At 65.2% G+C, this 13,989-nt stretch carries 15 protein-coding genes; 9 read left to right on the top strand and 6 right to left on the bottom strand.

Annotated features, from left to right (window positions below; all coding sequences use genetic code 11):
• The first annotated feature begins 65 nt into the window (after nucleotides 1-65).
• Nucleotides 66-410, top strand: a complete 345-nt coding sequence (locus ABIE19_RS02730) for a helix-turn-helix domain-containing protein (protein WP_354087583.1) — start codon at nucleotides 66-68, stop codon at nucleotides 408-410.
• Entirely contained in the window at nucleotides 407-1,720 is a 1,314-nt protein-coding gene (locus ABIE19_RS02725) for a type II toxin-antitoxin system HipA family toxin (RefSeq protein WP_354087582.1), read from the top strand. The genes ABIE19_RS02730 and ABIE19_RS02725 overlap by 4 nt, the downstream gene beginning before the upstream one ends.
• Here the strand turns inward: ABIE19_RS02725 and ABIE19_RS02720 are convergent, their stop codons facing one another.
• The 4 genes from ABIE19_RS02720 to ABIE19_RS17490 all read right to left on the bottom strand — a co-directional run bounded on the left by ABIE19_RS02720 (nucleotide 1,721) and on the right by ABIE19_RS17490 (nucleotide 5,311).
• On the bottom strand, nucleotides 1,721-2,728 hold the full coding sequence (locus ABIE19_RS02720) for a relaxase/mobilization nuclease domain-containing protein (RefSeq protein WP_354087581.1): 1,008 nt from the start codon (nucleotides 2,726-2,728) through the stop codon (nucleotides 1,721-1,723).
• Complete coding sequence (locus ABIE19_RS02715) at nucleotides 2,725-3,249, bottom strand: plasmid mobilization protein (protein ID WP_354087580.1); 525 nt, start codon at nucleotides 3,247-3,249, stop codon at nucleotides 2,725-2,727. Before ABIE19_RS02715 ends, ABIE19_RS02720 begins: the two co-directional genes overlap by 4 nt.
• A gap of 511 nt (nucleotides 3,250-3,760) precedes the next feature.
• Nucleotides 3,761-4,054: a DUF736 domain-containing protein gene (locus ABIE19_RS02710; protein ID WP_354087579.1), complete on the bottom strand. Its 294-nt coding sequence runs from the start codon at nucleotides 4,052-4,054 to the stop codon at nucleotides 3,761-3,763.
• A 1,017-nt stretch (nucleotides 4,055-5,071) separates the two neighbouring features.
• The gene (locus ABIE19_RS17490) at nucleotides 5,072-5,311 is read right to left on the bottom strand and encodes a DUF6894 family protein (protein WP_435521134.1); all 240 of its coding nucleotides are present in this window, start codon (nucleotides 5,309-5,311) and stop codon (nucleotides 5,072-5,074) included.
• Nucleotides 5,312-5,745: 434 nt separating this feature from the next.
• Here ABIE19_RS17490 and ABIE19_RS02705 point away from each other — a divergent pair, with 434 nt between their 5' ends.
• The 5 genes from ABIE19_RS02705 to arsH are packed head-to-tail and all read left to right on the top strand — an operon-like array spanning nucleotide 5,746 to nucleotide 8,773.
• Complete coding sequence (locus tag ABIE19_RS02705; protein ID WP_354087578.1) at nucleotides 5,746-6,078, top strand: ArsR/SmtB family transcription factor; 333 nt, start codon at nucleotides 5,746-5,748, stop codon at nucleotides 6,076-6,078.
• A 7-nt stretch (nucleotides 6,079-6,085) separates the two neighbouring features.
• Complete coding sequence (gene arsC, locus ABIE19_RS02700) at nucleotides 6,086-6,508, top strand: arsenate reductase (glutaredoxin) (RefSeq protein ID WP_354087577.1); 423 nt, start codon at nucleotides 6,086-6,088, stop codon at nucleotides 6,506-6,508.
• Nucleotides 6,508-7,593 carry an ACR3 family arsenite efflux transporter gene (gene arsB / locus ABIE19_RS02695; protein ID WP_354087576.1) on the top strand — a complete coding sequence of 362 codons (1,086 nt, stop codon included), beginning with the start codon at nucleotides 6,508-6,510 and terminating at the stop codon, nucleotides 7,591-7,593. Before arsC ends, arsB begins: the two co-directional genes overlap by 1 nt.
• The gene (arsN2, locus tag ABIE19_RS02690) at nucleotides 7,593-8,030 is read left to right on the top strand and encodes an arsenic resistance N-acetyltransferase ArsN2 (RefSeq protein ID WP_354087575.1); all 438 of its coding nucleotides are present in this window, start codon (nucleotides 7,593-7,595) and stop codon (nucleotides 8,028-8,030) included. The genes arsB and arsN2 overlap by 1 nt, the downstream gene beginning before the upstream one ends.
• Complete coding sequence (gene arsH, locus ABIE19_RS02685) at nucleotides 8,027-8,773, top strand: arsenical resistance protein ArsH (protein ID WP_354087574.1); 747 nt, start codon at nucleotides 8,027-8,029, stop codon at nucleotides 8,771-8,773. The genes arsN2 and arsH overlap by 4 nt, the downstream gene beginning before the upstream one ends.
• Before the next feature lie 203 nt (nucleotides 8,774-8,976).
• Here the strand turns inward: arsH and ABIE19_RS02680 are convergent, their stop codons facing one another.
• The gene (locus ABIE19_RS02680; protein WP_354087573.1) at nucleotides 8,977-10,131 is read right to left on the bottom strand and encodes a benzoate/H(+) symporter BenE family transporter; all 1,155 of its coding nucleotides are present in this window, start codon (nucleotides 10,129-10,131) and stop codon (nucleotides 8,977-8,979) included.
• A gap of 164 nt (nucleotides 10,132-10,295) precedes the next feature.
• Here ABIE19_RS02680 and pdxR point away from each other — a divergent pair, with 164 nt between their 5' ends.
• Nucleotides 10,296-11,786, top strand: coding sequence for a MocR-like pyridoxine biosynthesis transcription factor PdxR (pdxR, locus tag ABIE19_RS02675; protein ID WP_354087572.1), 1,491 nt, complete (start codon nucleotides 10,296-10,298; stop codon nucleotides 11,784-11,786).
• 111 nt (nucleotides 11,787-11,897) lie between these two features.
• Nucleotides 11,898-13,202: a serine hydroxymethyltransferase gene (glyA, locus tag ABIE19_RS02670; RefSeq protein WP_354087571.1), complete on the top strand. Its 1,305-nt coding sequence runs from the start codon at nucleotides 11,898-11,900 to the stop codon at nucleotides 13,200-13,202.
• Here glyA and ABIE19_RS02665 read toward each other — a convergent pair.
• Entirely contained in the window at nucleotides 13,196-13,264 is a 69-nt protein-coding gene (locus tag ABIE19_RS02665; RefSeq protein WP_354088575.1) for a hypothetical protein, read from the bottom strand. The genes glyA and ABIE19_RS02665 overlap by 7 nt on opposite strands.
• Nucleotides 13,265-13,989: the final 725 nt, after the last annotated feature.

Here is a 13,989-nt window from a genome sequence, read left to right as displayed (position 1 = left end):
TAAACACCCATTTACGGGGTACTAGTGCTTAATACCCTCACAGTCACCCATATAAGGGTTCCAACATGGCCGAAGCGGAAACGGACCTCGTACGGCGCGCCCGAGTACTGGGCGAGCGTCTCGCGGCGCAGAGACTGACCCGCAACCTGACCCAGCGCCAGCTGTCCGAGGACGCAGGCGTCGGGATCAACACCCTGCGACGTCTCGAGGCCGGAGAGAACGCCTCTCTCGACACCTTGCTGCGCGTGATGGACGCCCTCGGCCTCGGCGACCGCATCGAGACCCTGGCGCCTCCGGTCGATGTCCGGCCGGTGGATCGGGTGCGCCTGGCCGCCGCGACCGAACGGCGCCGGGCGACCGGCGCCGGGGCCAAGCCGGCTGAACCCTGGACCTGGGGAGATGAAGAATGACGGACGCCGCCATCCGCCTCTGGGGCCGCGACATCGGCGCCGTCACCTGGCTCGAGGCCGAGGGCTATGGCGTCTTCCAGTACACTCCGGAGTTCGCGCTCAGCGCCCGGGAGGTCGCGCCCCTGGTCATGCCGTTGACCGAAGCGCCCTACGCCTTTCCGGAACTGCCCCGACCCGCCTTCAAGGGCCTGCCCGGCCTTCTGGCCGACTCCCTGCCCGACAAGTACGGCAACGCCCTGATCAATGAATGGCTGGCGCGCCAGAACCGGACCGCCGCCTCCTTCAACCCCGTCGAGCGCCTCTGCTATATCGGCGAACGCGGCATGGGCGCCCTGGAGTTCCATCCGACCCAAGGCCAGACAAGCCGCCGCTCGCGTCGCCTCGACATCGCCGAACTGGTCGATCTCGCCAGCCAGGTTCTGTCGATGCGCAAGGACATGCACGGCGCACTGGGCGGCGAGGACGATCAGGCTGCCCTGGAGGAGATCCTGCGCGTCGGCACCTCCGCCGGCGGCGCTCGCGCCAAAGCCGTCCTGGCCTGGAATCCCGACACCGGCGAGTTCCGCTCCGGACAGGTCTCGGCGGATACGGGCTTCGGCTACTGGCTGATGAAGTTCGACGGCGTCAGCAACAACCGCGACAAGGAACTGGCCGATCCGCAAGGGTTCGGCATGATCGAATACGCCTTCTCGCTCATGGCGCGCGACGCCGGCATCGACATGTCCGAGTGCCGCCTCCACCGCGAAGGCGGTCGCAGCCACTTCATGACCCGTCGCTTCGATCGTACGCCGACCGGGAAGAAGGTCCACATGCAGTCCCTGGCCGCCCTGCGTCACTACGACTTCAACGCCGCCGGCGCCTGTAGCTACGAACAGGCGATTGAGACGATCCGCCTACTCGATCTGGACGCCGTCGATCTCGAACAGCAGTTCCGCCGCGCCGTCTTCAACCTCTTCATCCGCAACCAGGACGACCACGTGAAGAACATCGCCTTCCTGATGGATCGCTCCGGCGCCTGGAGACTGTCTCCGGCCTTCGACGTCGCCTACGCCTGGAACCCGTCCGGCGACTGGACCAACGCCCACCAGATGAGCCTGAACGGCAAGCGCGACGACTTCGATCTTGAGGACCTCATCATCTTCGGCGCCCACTGCGGCTTCAAACGGCGCAAGGCGCTCGGCCTGATCTCCGAGATCGCCGCACGAGTCCGCGACTGGTTGATCTACGCCGAGGACGCCGGAGTGTTCGAGCCGGACGCCGAACGTATCGGCAAGGCGTTGCGCCTCGACCTCGCGCCGCCCGCCGCCTGATCACCGCGACCGTCCGTCGTCCGGCGGCCGCCGCTTACGCTCCGGAATCTCGAGCCGGCGCTGGATCGCCTCGCGCCGCGTCTCAACCGGCGGCAGAGCCTTGAGGAAGTCGACGACCTTTTCGGCCGTACGCCGATCCTCCGACTTCGCCGACAATCCAAGCCGGACCGCCTCCGCCGACAGGGCCCGGACGATCCGTTCTCGCCGCGCCCGCAACGCCGCCAGCCAGGGCGCCGCGCTTGGATCTTTCTCGCTCGCATCCCTGACAGCGTCTTGCAGCACCCGCGGCGCCGCACCCCGCCCCGCCTCGAACCGCTCCCTCAGTTTTCGAACCGGCGTCCGCTCGGCCTTGCGCGTCACCCCGCGCGCCCGACGCGGCGTCGCCTCCGCCTCCACCGATCGCTCCCGTAGCGCATGGGCGAAACGCTCGCGCCAGAGCTGCAGGTCGGCCTTGCGCGGGTTCAGCCGCTCACCATCTCGCCCCAGCATCCGCACCGTGAGGTGGACATGGGGATGACGCCCCTCGTCGTGCAGGGCGAAGACATAGGGAAAGCGATCGCCGAACGCCTCGCCGGCGAAGGCGCGGGCCGCGTCATGCAGCCGTCCAGGGTCCGTTCCCGCCGGCATGCTCAACACCACCGAAAGCGAGGCCGGCGCATCCCGTCGTCGCCCCCGCTCCATCGCCCGCTCGGCGGCCCAGTCGTCTGCAAGATTGCGCACCCCGGCCCGATCCAGACGCTCGCCGTCCGGCCCCTCCAGCGCCAGGGCGCCGTTGCGGCTGATGTAGGCCAGGTGGGCGCCCAGGTGGGCGCCGTCCCGGGTCCGCCCGGTGATCTTGACCATCACCTCGGGGACACGCCGCGCGACGCGCTCGAACCGGACGGCGGCCTCCCCATAACCAGCCCCGCGCATCCGCCCCAAGACCGCTGGCGTCAGCCGCGCCCGTCGCAGATCGACCGGCGGACGCAGCACGTCCTCGAACCCTGAGGGCGGTCGAAAGTCGCTCATGGGACAGGCTCCGACCAGTAGGCCAGATTGCCTTCAAAGGCCTCGCCGAGCGCCTCGACCCAACCGCGAAGCTCCAACTGATGCGCGTCCAGCTGCGCCATCTCCAACCCCAGGACCGCCCCCTCCATCACGGCCGTGTTCAGGGCGCGGGCGATCTGGTTCACATTGACGCCGATGCGCCGTAGGTGGCGCCGGCACTCGATCAAGGCGACGGCCTCAGGCGGAGTGAACTGAGCCCTTCCCTCCAGCCGACGCCGGATCAAGGACACGGACCACTGGGTCCGCGACAGGCCGACCGACGCCGCCTCCGCCTGCAGGAGCGCCATCTCCACCTCGGTCAGCCGCACAGTCAGCTTGCACGACCTCGGCTCCGGCGAGGCCGCCGGGCCCTCGGGAAAGGCCCCCTGCGCCGCCCCCTCCATCAGCCGCCGCAGCAACCGCGACCGTCCGCCCTGATCCGCCGCCGCGGCGTCGAAGCGGCGGATCAAATCAGGAGTAACGCGAAGGGAGAGGCGATCCATGGGAGAGGGTGTCCGTCAGACATTGCCGGCGCAAAGCCTATCCTGCCCTAGACAGCCCCCCCCTTCGCCCCGCAGGCCTACGGGTCTGCCCGCCCTCCCCTCGGCGGCCGGTTCCGGCCGCTCGCCCGCCGCCCTGAAGGGCGCCCCAACCGGATGGCGGGACCTTCGCCCCTCGCCCGTCGTTATTATTCATCGCCCATCGCGAAGCGCTTAGCTCACCCCCTATCGCCTGCCCGCCTCGGGAGAGCCTCGCAGCCGCTCTCCGGAGCCCCGCCTCCCAAGGCGACCAGGGCCCCGACTGGCCTTCCGCGCCTGACTGTCGTCGCGAGAAGGCGCGCCGAGGGAACACGCCGAACCCGACCTTCGAGACGGCCCACGGCGGGCTGAAGGCGACCCCCCTCCGCTTCCACGCCTGCTCGGTCGGGCAAGGCCGCGCGCCATGGCGCCCCCTCGAAACGGATCGTAAGACAGAAGGCGCGGCGGCGCGGTCCCGCGCCGCCGCGGTTCCTGGTCAGCGGGACCAGATCAGACTGTGTCCGCCCTCGACCTCCACCAAGGAGGCGTAGATCGGCGCTGGGAAGCTGGGATCGTCGAGCTTGACCGAGAGGTATTCGCGGTTCTGCTGGCTCGTCTTCTTCCAGGCCGCGCCAAACTCGGTCTGCCCGGCGAAGATCCGGAAGTCGGGGGCCTTGTCGTCGGTCTTTTCGGTGGGCCGCAGCACCGCCGACTTGACGTTGAGGGTGAGGGTCTTGATCGAACCGGTGTAGCCGTCGCCTTGAGCGGTGAAGGTGCCGATGGAAGCCATGTCAGTCTCTCCTTTGCTTCGGGCCACGCCTGCCGCGGCCTCGATGGCGATCGGGAGAGCGGGGCCCGGACGGCGCGCAGGGAGAGCGAAGCCACCCCCCGCAGCGAAGCGAAGGACCGGAAGAAGCGACTTTCTTGCTTCGCGAGGAAGGCCGTCAGGCCGGGGAAGAAAGTCGATTGAGCGGTTGCGCCAGCCGACCGGGAATCGGTCAGATCCGCCCTTCGAGAGGCCGCGCCGGTCGGCGCGAGAAACAGAAGAGACAATGACCGCCTCGCCGGATACCGCCAGATTAGACGCCATACGCTTGTCGCAGACCCAGCCGCCGTCCCAGGTCGGCGCCGCAACCAGGAAGCCGTCGCAACGTCAACACCCGCTGAAGGCAGAGCTGAGAGCGGGTCGGCGCGGTTTCGGGTGTTGAGCCAGATGCGACGATATCTGTTCGACAAGCCTGCGGAACGACCGACTGATCAGGCTCGCGTCCGTCAGGAGCGCTCATTGGCCTTACGCCCGAAAAGGGCCTGTTTCTTAAGCCGTTGAAACGCGAGGCAGAAGATTACGATAAGCCTACGCAGGCAGCGACGGAAAAGCAGCGAGAACGAAGTGCAGATTAATGCCCGCTCGCGAGAACCAATCTGAGCGGTACTCAACCAGATGCAGTCCCGCTTCGGCGCAACCTCGTAGAATTACGCACTTGCTCGGAGCAGATGCCTGGGGCCCCTTGCAACAGCATCTAACGGGGGCTTGGGATGTCGAAGAAAAAGAGTCCATATTCGCTTTGGCGGCCGACGCTGTTTGAAGCCCTATCCGTCGTCTTGAGCGGAATTATCCTGGCTGTCGCTCTGAAAACCTGACCGCCGCTCTATCTCTGATAGCAGCGCTCAGGTGATCTGAGCAGGAACCAAAAGACGCCTGTCGGCGCTTGAACTCAGTTCTCGAGGGAGAGAACGCGGCCCGGCCGTGCAACTAGCCCCGAGGCTGAGCGGTGCGCCGGGTCGCCCCCGCCTCCTGCTATCGACCTTATTCCCTCGTGATCGTCACGGCGTCGCGGAATGAGAGCGAGTGGACTGGTCGGCCGTGCTCATCTTCGACGTCAATTCGAGGACGCAGATCAATCAACCCGCACCGTGCATCGTGGCTAATGATGCTCCGAGCATTGAACAAGGCGCATGCAGACACGGCCTCGAGGTCCATATCGATCCCCTGATGGTCGGTCGCCAGATCAGTGAGATGGCGCAAGTGAAAGAAATATCTGGGCATGGCGAGCCCCTTCGCGCGGCGCACGCACATTAGCCTTTCTGCCGTCTGCGCCTTGATGATGTGCAACCCTCCACGGAAGAGCGGCAGAATGGCGATCCAATCAACCAAACAATCTTAGGCATGACGGTTTCCCGTCTGTCGAAATTCAACGCTGGATGTCTGGCGTCCCGGGAAAAACAATCGACGTCCATTATCAATTCCTCCCTTCCAGCGCGCACGCAGCCGACACGTAGAACAGGGCCGACAGATCGATCCGCCGTTCGCCCATCACCGTTGCACCTCCAGCCTCAACGACCAGAGTGAATCAGCGCGCAATTCCCCGAGGCCGCCTTTTTCAATGAAGTCCGCTCGTTGCGGACACGGGGACCCACGCCGAAAGCTGAGATTTTGGTTGGCCTTGTTGACGCCCCCAATAATTCTATTATCTTGGAATTATGGAATCAGAAACCGCCATCCTCGCCCTCGCTGCTCTGGCGCAACCCACGCGCCTTGAGACCTTCCGCCTGCTGGTGCGCCACGAACCTGCTGGCCTGCCCGCCGGCGAGATCGCCGATGCGCTCGCCGTGCCTGCCAACACCATGTCGGCGCACCTTGGGGTCCTGTCCCGCGCTGGCCTGATTAGTTCCGAGCGCCGCAGCCGGTCCATCATCTACCGGGCTGACCTGGACCGCCTCCAGGCGCTGGTCCTGTTCCTGCTCAAGGACTGCTGCCAGGGCCGCGCCGAACTGTGCGAGCCGCTGGCCGACCTCGCGCCCTGCCGCGTCTGAGGACCCCATGGACGTCGTCATCTATCACAACCCCGCCTGTGAGACGTCGCGCAACACCCTGGCCCTGATCCGCCACATCGGGATCGAGCCCCACGTCGTCGAGTATCTGAAGACGCCGCCCAGCCGCGCCATGATCCTGGGCTTGGTCCAGCGCATTGGCGTTTCCCTGCGCAACCTCCTGCGCGAGAAGGGCACGCCCTTCGCCGAACTGGGCCTCGGCGATCCTGATCTGACCGACGACCAGATTCTGGACGCCATCGACGCCCATCCGGTTCTGCTGAACCGCCCGATCATCGTCTCGCCGCTGGGCGTGAAGCTGTGCCGGCCGTCCGAGGCGGTGCTGGACCTCCTGCCGCCTGACGGGCTCAAGCCCTTCACCAAGGAGGACGGCGAGGTGGTCGTCGACGCCGAGGGCCGGAGGGTCCGCTGATGGTCGACGCCGGGATTGCTGAGCAGCCGAAACGCCGCCTGTCCTTCCTGGATCGATGGCTGACATTGTGGATTTTCGCCGCAATGGCGCTGGGCGTGCTGCTGGGCACGCTTGTACCGGAGCTCCCCGCCTGGATCGACGGCCTGTCGGTCGGGACGACCAACGTCCCGATCGCCATCGGCCTGATCCTGATGATGTATCCGCCGCTGGCGCGGGTGAAGTACGAGGAACTGCCGCGCGTCTTCGCCGACAAGCGCGTGCTGCTGCTGTCCCTGTTCCAGAACTGGGTGCTGGGGCCGGTGCTGATGTTCGCCCTGGCGGTCATCTTCCTGCGCGACCAGCCCGAATACATGACCGGCGTCATCCTCATCGGCCTGGCCCGCTGCATCGCCATGGTGCTGGTCTGGAACCAGCTGGCGCGCGGCGACAACCAGTATGGGGCGGGCCTGGTCGCCTTCAACTCGATCTTCCAGATCGCCTTCTTCAGCCTTTACGCCTGGCTGTTCCTGACCGTGCTGCCGCCCCTGTTCGGGCTGGAGAGCAGCGTGGTGGACGTCAGCGTCTGGACCATCGTCGGCGCCGTTCTGATCTACCTGGGCCTGCCCTTCCTCGGCGGCTTCCTGACGCGGCGCGCACTGGTCGCGAGGAAGGGGGACGACTGGTACGAAACGCGCTTCCTGCCGCGCATCGCGCCCATCACCCTGATCGCCCTGCTGTTCACCATCGTCGCCATGTTCAGCCTCAAGGGCGGCGAGGTGGTCGCCCTGCCGCTGGACGCCCTGCGCATCGCTGTCCCGCTGACGATCTACTTCTGCGTCATGTTCGTGGTCAGCTTCCTGATGGGCCGGTTGATCGAGGCGGACTACCCGCGCACCACAGCCCTGGCCTTTACCGCCGCCTCCAACAATTTCGAGCTGGCGATCGCCGTCGCCATCGCCGCCTTCGGGCTGGCGTCGCCGGTCGCCTTCGCGGCGGTCATCGGCCCGCTGGTCGAAGTGCCGGTGCTGATCCTGCTGGTGTCGGTCGCCTTCTGGTTGGGCCGCCGCTACTTCCCCGCGACCGCCCCGAAGAAGGACGCCTGCTGATGGGATTCAACGTCGTGGAGTTGCCCAAGCCCACCCCCGACCTGATCGCCGCACTGGAGGAGGCCAGCCTGCCGACGGATGATCTCCATGAGCCCGGTCGGCGCTTCCACCGCTTCGAGGACGACGCCGGATTGATCGGCTACGGCGGACTCGAGCAGATCGGCTCGGATGCCTTCATCCGCTCCATCGTCGTCATGAATAACCGTCGCGGCGAAGGCCACGGCTCGATGATGCTGACTTGGCTGGAAGCCAGGGCGGCCGAGAAGGCGACGGCGCTGTACCTGCTCACGACCTCGGCGACGGCCTTCTTCCAGCGGCATGGCTACGCCGTCCTGCCGCGTTCAGCGGCGCCGGCCCCCATCGCCGCCTCCCGGCAGTTCAGCGGCCTGTGTCCCGCCTCCGCGACCTTCATGTCCAAGGATATGCGTTCCCAATGACCCGCCTTCGCGACCTGCCTGATCCTGGCCACCTGCCCGCGCTCGACCAAGCTTACCTTTCCCGCCAGCCGGCGCTGGGCCTCGGTCCGAACGATCACCCGCCGCGCATCCTGCTGCTCTACGGTTCGCTGCGGGATCGTTCCTTCTCACGCTTGGCAGTCGAGGAGGCGGCGCGCCTGCTGCGCTTCATGGGCTGCGAGACGCGCATCTTCGATCCGTCCGATCTGCCTCTGACCGATCAGATCGACTACGACGATCATCCCGCCGTCCACGAACTGCGCGAGCACGCCTTTTGGTCGGAAGGCATGGTCTGGAGCAGCCCCGAGCGCCACGGCCAGATTTCCGGGATCATGAAGCTTCAGATCGACCACCTGCCGCTGAACATGGGCGGTATGCGCCCGACCCAGGGCCGCACCCTGGCGGTCATGCAGGTCTCCGGCGGCTCACAGAGCTTCAACGCGGTCAACACGCTGCGCCTGCTCGGCCGTTGGTTGCGGATGATCACCATCCCCAACCAATCCAGCGTGGCAAAAGCCTTCATGGAGTTCGACGACGACGGCCGGATGAAGCCGTCGAGCTACTACGACCGTATCGTCGATGTGATGGAGGAACTGGTGCGCTTCACCGTCCTGACCCGCGCCCATGGCGGCCAGTTGGTCGATCGCTATTCCGAGCGGAAAGCGTCACGCGTACCGATCGAGGCGGCCAACGACCTGTCCGCCATCGCGATCAGGTCGGCTTAGCCGCCATTAGCGTCCACGGGTCCTCGCCGCACATCGGACGGCCCCAATAAGGCGCTCACAATATGCGAGCCTATGGCTCTGCACGGCCTCCCTTCTCGGACGCCTCGTCACCGCTCTGATCGACCCGCTGATCCAGGCGGTGAAGCGGGTCTGGTCATTCCGACGGGTCGTCCATGGCCAAGGCAAGGGCGATACGACTGGGATCACCCTGGTGATCTTTCATCGGCGCATCTTGGGACCTGAAGCGCTGCATGGGCGACGATCCCGATCACCAAACCCCAGAAGGCTCCGCCGACGCCGAGCAGTTTGATGTTGGCGGCGGACGCGAGAAAGGTAATCAGCGCCGCCTCACGAGACGCCGGTTCGGCCATGGCCCGCGCGAGGCTCCCGCCAATCGTACCCAGCAACGCCAAGCCGGCCAAGGCGACGATAAAGGTAGCCGGAAAGGCCATGAAGACTGCGGCCAAGGTCACGCCGAACACGCCTACCAGTACATAGAGGGCGCCTGCCGCCACACCCGCCACCCAACGTTTGGAGGGATCTTCATGCGCCTCATGGCCTGTGGCGATCGCTGCCGTGATAGCCGCAATGTTGAAGGCATGAGACCCGAACGGCGCCATGATCAACGACCCGAGGCCCGTCACTGTCACGATCGGACTTGCGCTGGTCTTGAAGCCGTCGTTCCGCAGCACCAGCATCCCGGGCATGTACTGACCGGTCAGGGTGATCAGGAACAGCGGCAGCGCAATGCTCAGGAGGGCGTTCAGTGAAAACTCCGGCCTGGTGAAAACAGGCGCCGCCAGCTGGAACCGGAGCCCGGAAAGATCGATGCGCCCTTGAGCCGCCAGGAAGATAAGGCCCAGCGCCAACAAGCCGACGACCGCATAGCGCGGGCTAAAGCGCTTCAGCAGGACATAGGCGAGGAACAGGATTCCGACCAGCAGAGGATCGATCGTCGCCCCGGCAAAGGCTCCGACGCCGAACTGCAGCAGAATGCCGGCGAGAAGACCCGAAGCAATCCCGGGCGGAACCAGTCGGACGACCCTGTCGAAACAGCCTGACATTCCGAGAACCACGAAGGCCGCTGCAGAAATCATGTAGGCGCCGATCGCTTCCGCGTAGGGGGCGGCGGCGAGCGCAGTGACGAGAAAGGCCGCCGCCGGCGTCGACCAGGCGGTGATGATGGGCTCACGATAGCGCCAACTGAGATAGAGGCCCGTCAGTCCCACCCCGATAGAGACGGACCAGACCCAGGACGCGGTCTGTTCCGGGCTGAGGCCCGCGACCCTGGCCGCCTGAAACACCAGGATGAAGGTTCCGCCATAGTTGACGATGACGGAGATCAGGCCGGCGATCACTGGATGAGCGAGGTCGCTCCACCGTAGCGGAGAAGAGCTGGAACAGGGGGACATAGTCTCTTTTGGGATGTGGGCCGTAGAGCCCGGAGCCGAGGGCAGGCTTGACAACTAGCCACCCAATGGACTGCTTGATCCTTCCAATTTTCCAAGAAGACCCAGACCACTTGTTCAAGCATTCCCAACTCGAATCCGTGAAGGCCTGGCTCGCCCACCCCGACCATGCCGCCATGCCGCTCCACGCGCGGATTCAGCGGGCGATCCGCCAACTGATCCTTGACGGGGCGTTGGGACCTGGCAGGCCGCTACCCGCTTCGCGTGCGCTTGCCCTATCGCTCGAGGTATCTCGCGATACGATCGAGACCGCCTATGCGCAGCTTCACGCCGAGGGCTTCATCGACCGACGCATCGGCAGCGGCAGTTTCGTGGCGGAGATGACAGAGTTCCGGCCCGGTCGCGGCCTTCCGACGCGCGCCCGATTTACGCGCAACCTAGCGCCGAACCTCAGCAAGCGCGGCGCCGCCGTATTCGGCAGCGGCGGCGTGCGTGAACAGCTTGCTCCCCTCCCGTTTGCGCCAGGCCTGCCGGAGACGCGCAGCTTTCCGCTCCCGCTCTGGGAACGCCTGCAGAGACAGGTATTAAAAGAGACCGGCGCCCAGGCGCTTCTTCACGGGGACCCTCAAGGCGCCGCACCGCTTCGGCGCGCCATCGCGGACTATGTGAACCTGGAACGGGGGGCACGCGCCACTGCGGATAGGGTCATCGTCCTGACCAGTTCGCAACAGGCCCTGACGTTATGCGCCAACATGCTGCTTGATCCGGGAGAGGGCATCTTCATCGAGGACCCCGCCTATTATGGCGCGCGGAAGGCCTTTGATGCGGCGGGTCTGGAAAGCCTGCCCGTCCCCGTCGATCGTCACGGCCTCATGGTGGATCGACTCCTGAGCAATCCGCACAAGGCTAGGGCCGTCTTCCTGACCCCCTCTCATCAATTTCCGACCGGCGCGACACTGACGCTTGATCGACGCCTGGCGTTGATTGAATGGGCCGCCCGTCATCAGGCGTGGATCATCGAAGACGACTACGACAGCGAGTTTCACTACGAAGGCAGGCCGACTGCCTGCGTCCAGGGTCTCGATCCATATGAGCGGACCCTCTACATCGGCACCTTCACCAAATCCCTCTTCCCCGGTCTGCGGATCGGTTACGCCGTCCTGCCGCCGCAGCTCGTCCAGCCGATGACGGTGGCGCGCACGCTCCTCGACGGCCACACGGCCTCTCTAGCGCAGTTGACGCTCGCCCGCTTCATCGAGGGCGGTCATTTCGGCGCCCATGTCCGCGCGATGCGGGGCGTCTACGCCGATCGGCTTGCCGTCCTCACTCGTCTGTTGCGCGAGCATGTTTCGCCATTCGTCGAGCCCCGCCCTCCGATCGGCGGGCTACAGATGGCCTGCATGCTGACCTGCGACCTGTCGGAGCGCGCCGCCATCGACGCCGCCCGTCACGTCGGCGTGGAGTTGCTGGGCTTATCGGGGCTGTATGCGTCGGGCCGCGGTCTGCCCGGTTTTCTGATGGGGTTCGCCGCCTACACGCCGGCTGAACTCGAGGCCGCAGTCAGGCGGCTCGCCAGCGCGTTTCACGGCCTCATGCGAAAATAAGGTCCTCCGCCACAAAAAGTGGTCTGCCATTATTATTGAAAATGGAGGGGTTAAGCAGACCGATGGCCTGTTAGAGGGGGTTGATCCCAACAGCCGCCACTGAGATCTGCCATGGAAGCCCTGCTTGCACATCGCGTCGCCCCGCCCCACCTCAGCGGCGAGGAGGGCGCGGCAAGCCTCTGCCGATCGGATCCCGCCATCTTCGCTGCGATTGCTGACGAAACAGACCGCCAGCGCGCCTCCGTTGAACTCATCGCTTCCGAGAATTTCGTCAGCCGGGCCGTGCTGGAGGCCCAGGGTTCCGTCCTCACCAACAAATACGCCGAAGGCTACCCGCATCGGCGCTATTATGGCGGCTGCGCCAATGTAGATGTCGTCGAAGATCTGGCCGTCGATCGCTTGAACCAGTTGTTCGGCAGCGCCTACGCCAATGTTCAGCCCCATTCGGGCAGCCAGGCCAATCAGGCGGTTTTTCTGGCGCTGCTCGATCCGGGCGATACCATTCTCGGTCTCGACCTCAAGGCAGGCGGTCACCTCACCCACGGAGCCCCGATCAATATGTCCGGTCGGTGGTTCAACGTCGTCAGCTATGGTGTTGATCCGCTCACCCACCGCATCGACATGGACCAAGTCGCCGAGGCAGCGCGGCGGCACCGCCCGAAACTGCTGATTGCGGGCGGATCGGCCTATCCTCGCACCCTGGATTTCGAGAGATTCCGCCAGATCGCCGATGAAGTCGGCGCCGTCCTGCTCGTGGACATGGCGCATTTCGCCGGACTGGTGGCCGGAGGCGTCTATCCCTCTCCCGTTCCTTTCGCCCATGTCGTCACTTCGACCACGCACAAGACCTTGCGCGGTCCGCGCGGGGGTTTTGTCCTGACCAACGACGCCCAGATGGCCAGGAAGATCAATTCGGCGATTTTCCCAGGCCTTCAGGGCGGCCCCCTCATGCACGTCATAGCGGCCAAGGCCGTGTCCTTCGGCGAAGCGCTACAGCCGAGGTTTAGAACCTACGCACGCAATGTCGTGGACAACTGCCGTATTCTCGCACAAGCCCTCGCCGAGGGCGGTCTGACCATCACGTCCGGCGGCACAGATTGCCACCTCGCCGTCGTCGATCTCCGGCCTCTGGGTGTAACCGGCGACCGAGCTGAAAAGGCTCTCGAATCTATCGGCGTCACGCTTAACAAGAACGCGATCCCGAACGATCCGGAGAGGCCGATGGTGACATCAGGAATCCGGGTCGGCAGCGCGGCGGGAACGTCGCGCGGCTTCGGTCCGGAGGAATATCGCCAGATCGCCGGCTTGATCCTCGATACGCTACAAGCCGTTCGTATAGGCGCGCTGGATCAGGAACGGGCCGCGATCAGCGCGCGCGTCGCGCGCTTGGCCGCGCGCTTCCCTCTGCCCTACTGAATCCCGGCAGCCTTCATGACCTCCGCCACGCTCGCCGCCTTGAAGCCCTTCGTCCGAAACAGCCGACTGGCGGCGTCCAGCGCCCGCCGCCGCCAACACCCTTCCCTGCGGCTCGTACGAGGCAGCGAAGTATCGCATAATCATCCAGTATCGGAACAGATGGAGCATTTATGTGAGCGACAATCTCACAGAGCGCATATCGCCGGTTTCAAGCTCCTCCGCGACCCACTGACCGCAGCCGGCGGCGACCCTCGGAGGATCGCCGGGGCGAGCACCGTACGACGGCAGTCGCTTGGCTCCGACAATGACGAAATCGAGGCAAAGATGACCACCCGCGCACGTATTTTGACGCAGATACTCATGATCGTAGTCGGGATTGCCCCCCTTGCTTCGGTCGCGCTTGCAGGCTTCATCGCGGATTTGAACAGCTGCGAACTGCACGAGGGCTACCCTCAAACGTGTCTCGTCCTGGGCGTTGATATCGGCGGCGCGCTCTACACCATGACGGTGATGGGGTGGCTGATGTTGATTTCCCTTTTTTTCCTCGCCGGCGGCCTGCTTGGGCTGGCATGGGAAGGCATTTTGTTGTTGCTGCGAACCCTTTGGCCAAAGCTACGACATTGAACTGACGAAACCTTGATGAAGCGGCCTGTCCTGCAAGATGCTCATTTGGCGTCGATGCCGCTAGGCCGCATCGCCTCGAGCCCCTCCTCACGATGGCGGAAATGGACGCCGTCGAGTTCGATCCGCCCTTCGATCGTCAAGGATGGCCAACCTCCCAGAGTCG

This window comes from Brevundimonas faecalis, assembly GCF_040549405.1.
Classification (GTDB): Bacteria; Pseudomonadota; Alphaproteobacteria; order Caulobacterales; family Caulobacteraceae; genus Brevundimonas; species Brevundimonas faecalis.
The sequence above is the reverse complement of the archived record's forward strand: the minus strand, read 5'-3'. Positions and strand labels throughout refer to the sequence as shown.

Coding starts and splice junctions, on each gene's coding strand:
- ABIE19_RS02730 (WP_354087583.1), top strand. CDS start 66: ATGGCCGAAGCGGAAACGGACCTCGTACGGCGCGCCCGAGTACTGGGC.
- ABIE19_RS02725 (WP_354087582.1), top strand. CDS start 407: ATGACGGACGCCGCCATCCGCCTCTGGGGCCGCGACATCGGCGCCGTC.
- ABIE19_RS02720 (WP_354087581.1), bottom strand. CDS start 2,728: ATGAGCGACTTTCGACCGCCCTCAGGGTTCGAGGACGTGCTGCGTCCG.
- ABIE19_RS02715 (WP_354087580.1), bottom strand. CDS start 3,249: ATGGATCGCCTCTCCCTTCGCGTTACTCCTGATTTGATCCGCCGCTTC.
- ABIE19_RS02710 (WP_354087579.1), bottom strand. CDS start 4,054: ATGGCTTCCATCGGCACCTTCACCGCTCAAGGCGACGGCTACACCGGT.
- ABIE19_RS17490 (WP_435521134.1), bottom strand. CDS start 5,311: ATGCCCAGATATTTCTTTCACTTGCGCCATCTCACTGATCTGGCGACC.
- ABIE19_RS02705 (WP_354087578.1), top strand. CDS start 5,746: ATGGAATCAGAAACCGCCATCCTCGCCCTCGCTGCTCTGGCGCAACCC.
- arsC (WP_354087577.1), top strand. CDS start 6,086: ATGGACGTCGTCATCTATCACAACCCCGCCTGTGAGACGTCGCGCAAC.
- arsB (WP_354087576.1), top strand. CDS start 6,508: ATGGTCGACGCCGGGATTGCTGAGCAGCCGAAACGCCGCCTGTCCTTC.
- arsN2 (WP_354087575.1), top strand. CDS start 7,593: ATGGGATTCAACGTCGTGGAGTTGCCCAAGCCCACCCCCGACCTGATC.
- arsH (WP_354087574.1), top strand. CDS start 8,027: ATGACCCGCCTTCGCGACCTGCCTGATCCTGGCCACCTGCCCGCGCTC.
- glyA (WP_354087571.1), top strand. CDS start 11,898: ATGGAAGCCCTGCTTGCACATCGCGTCGCCCCGCCCCACCTCAGCGGC.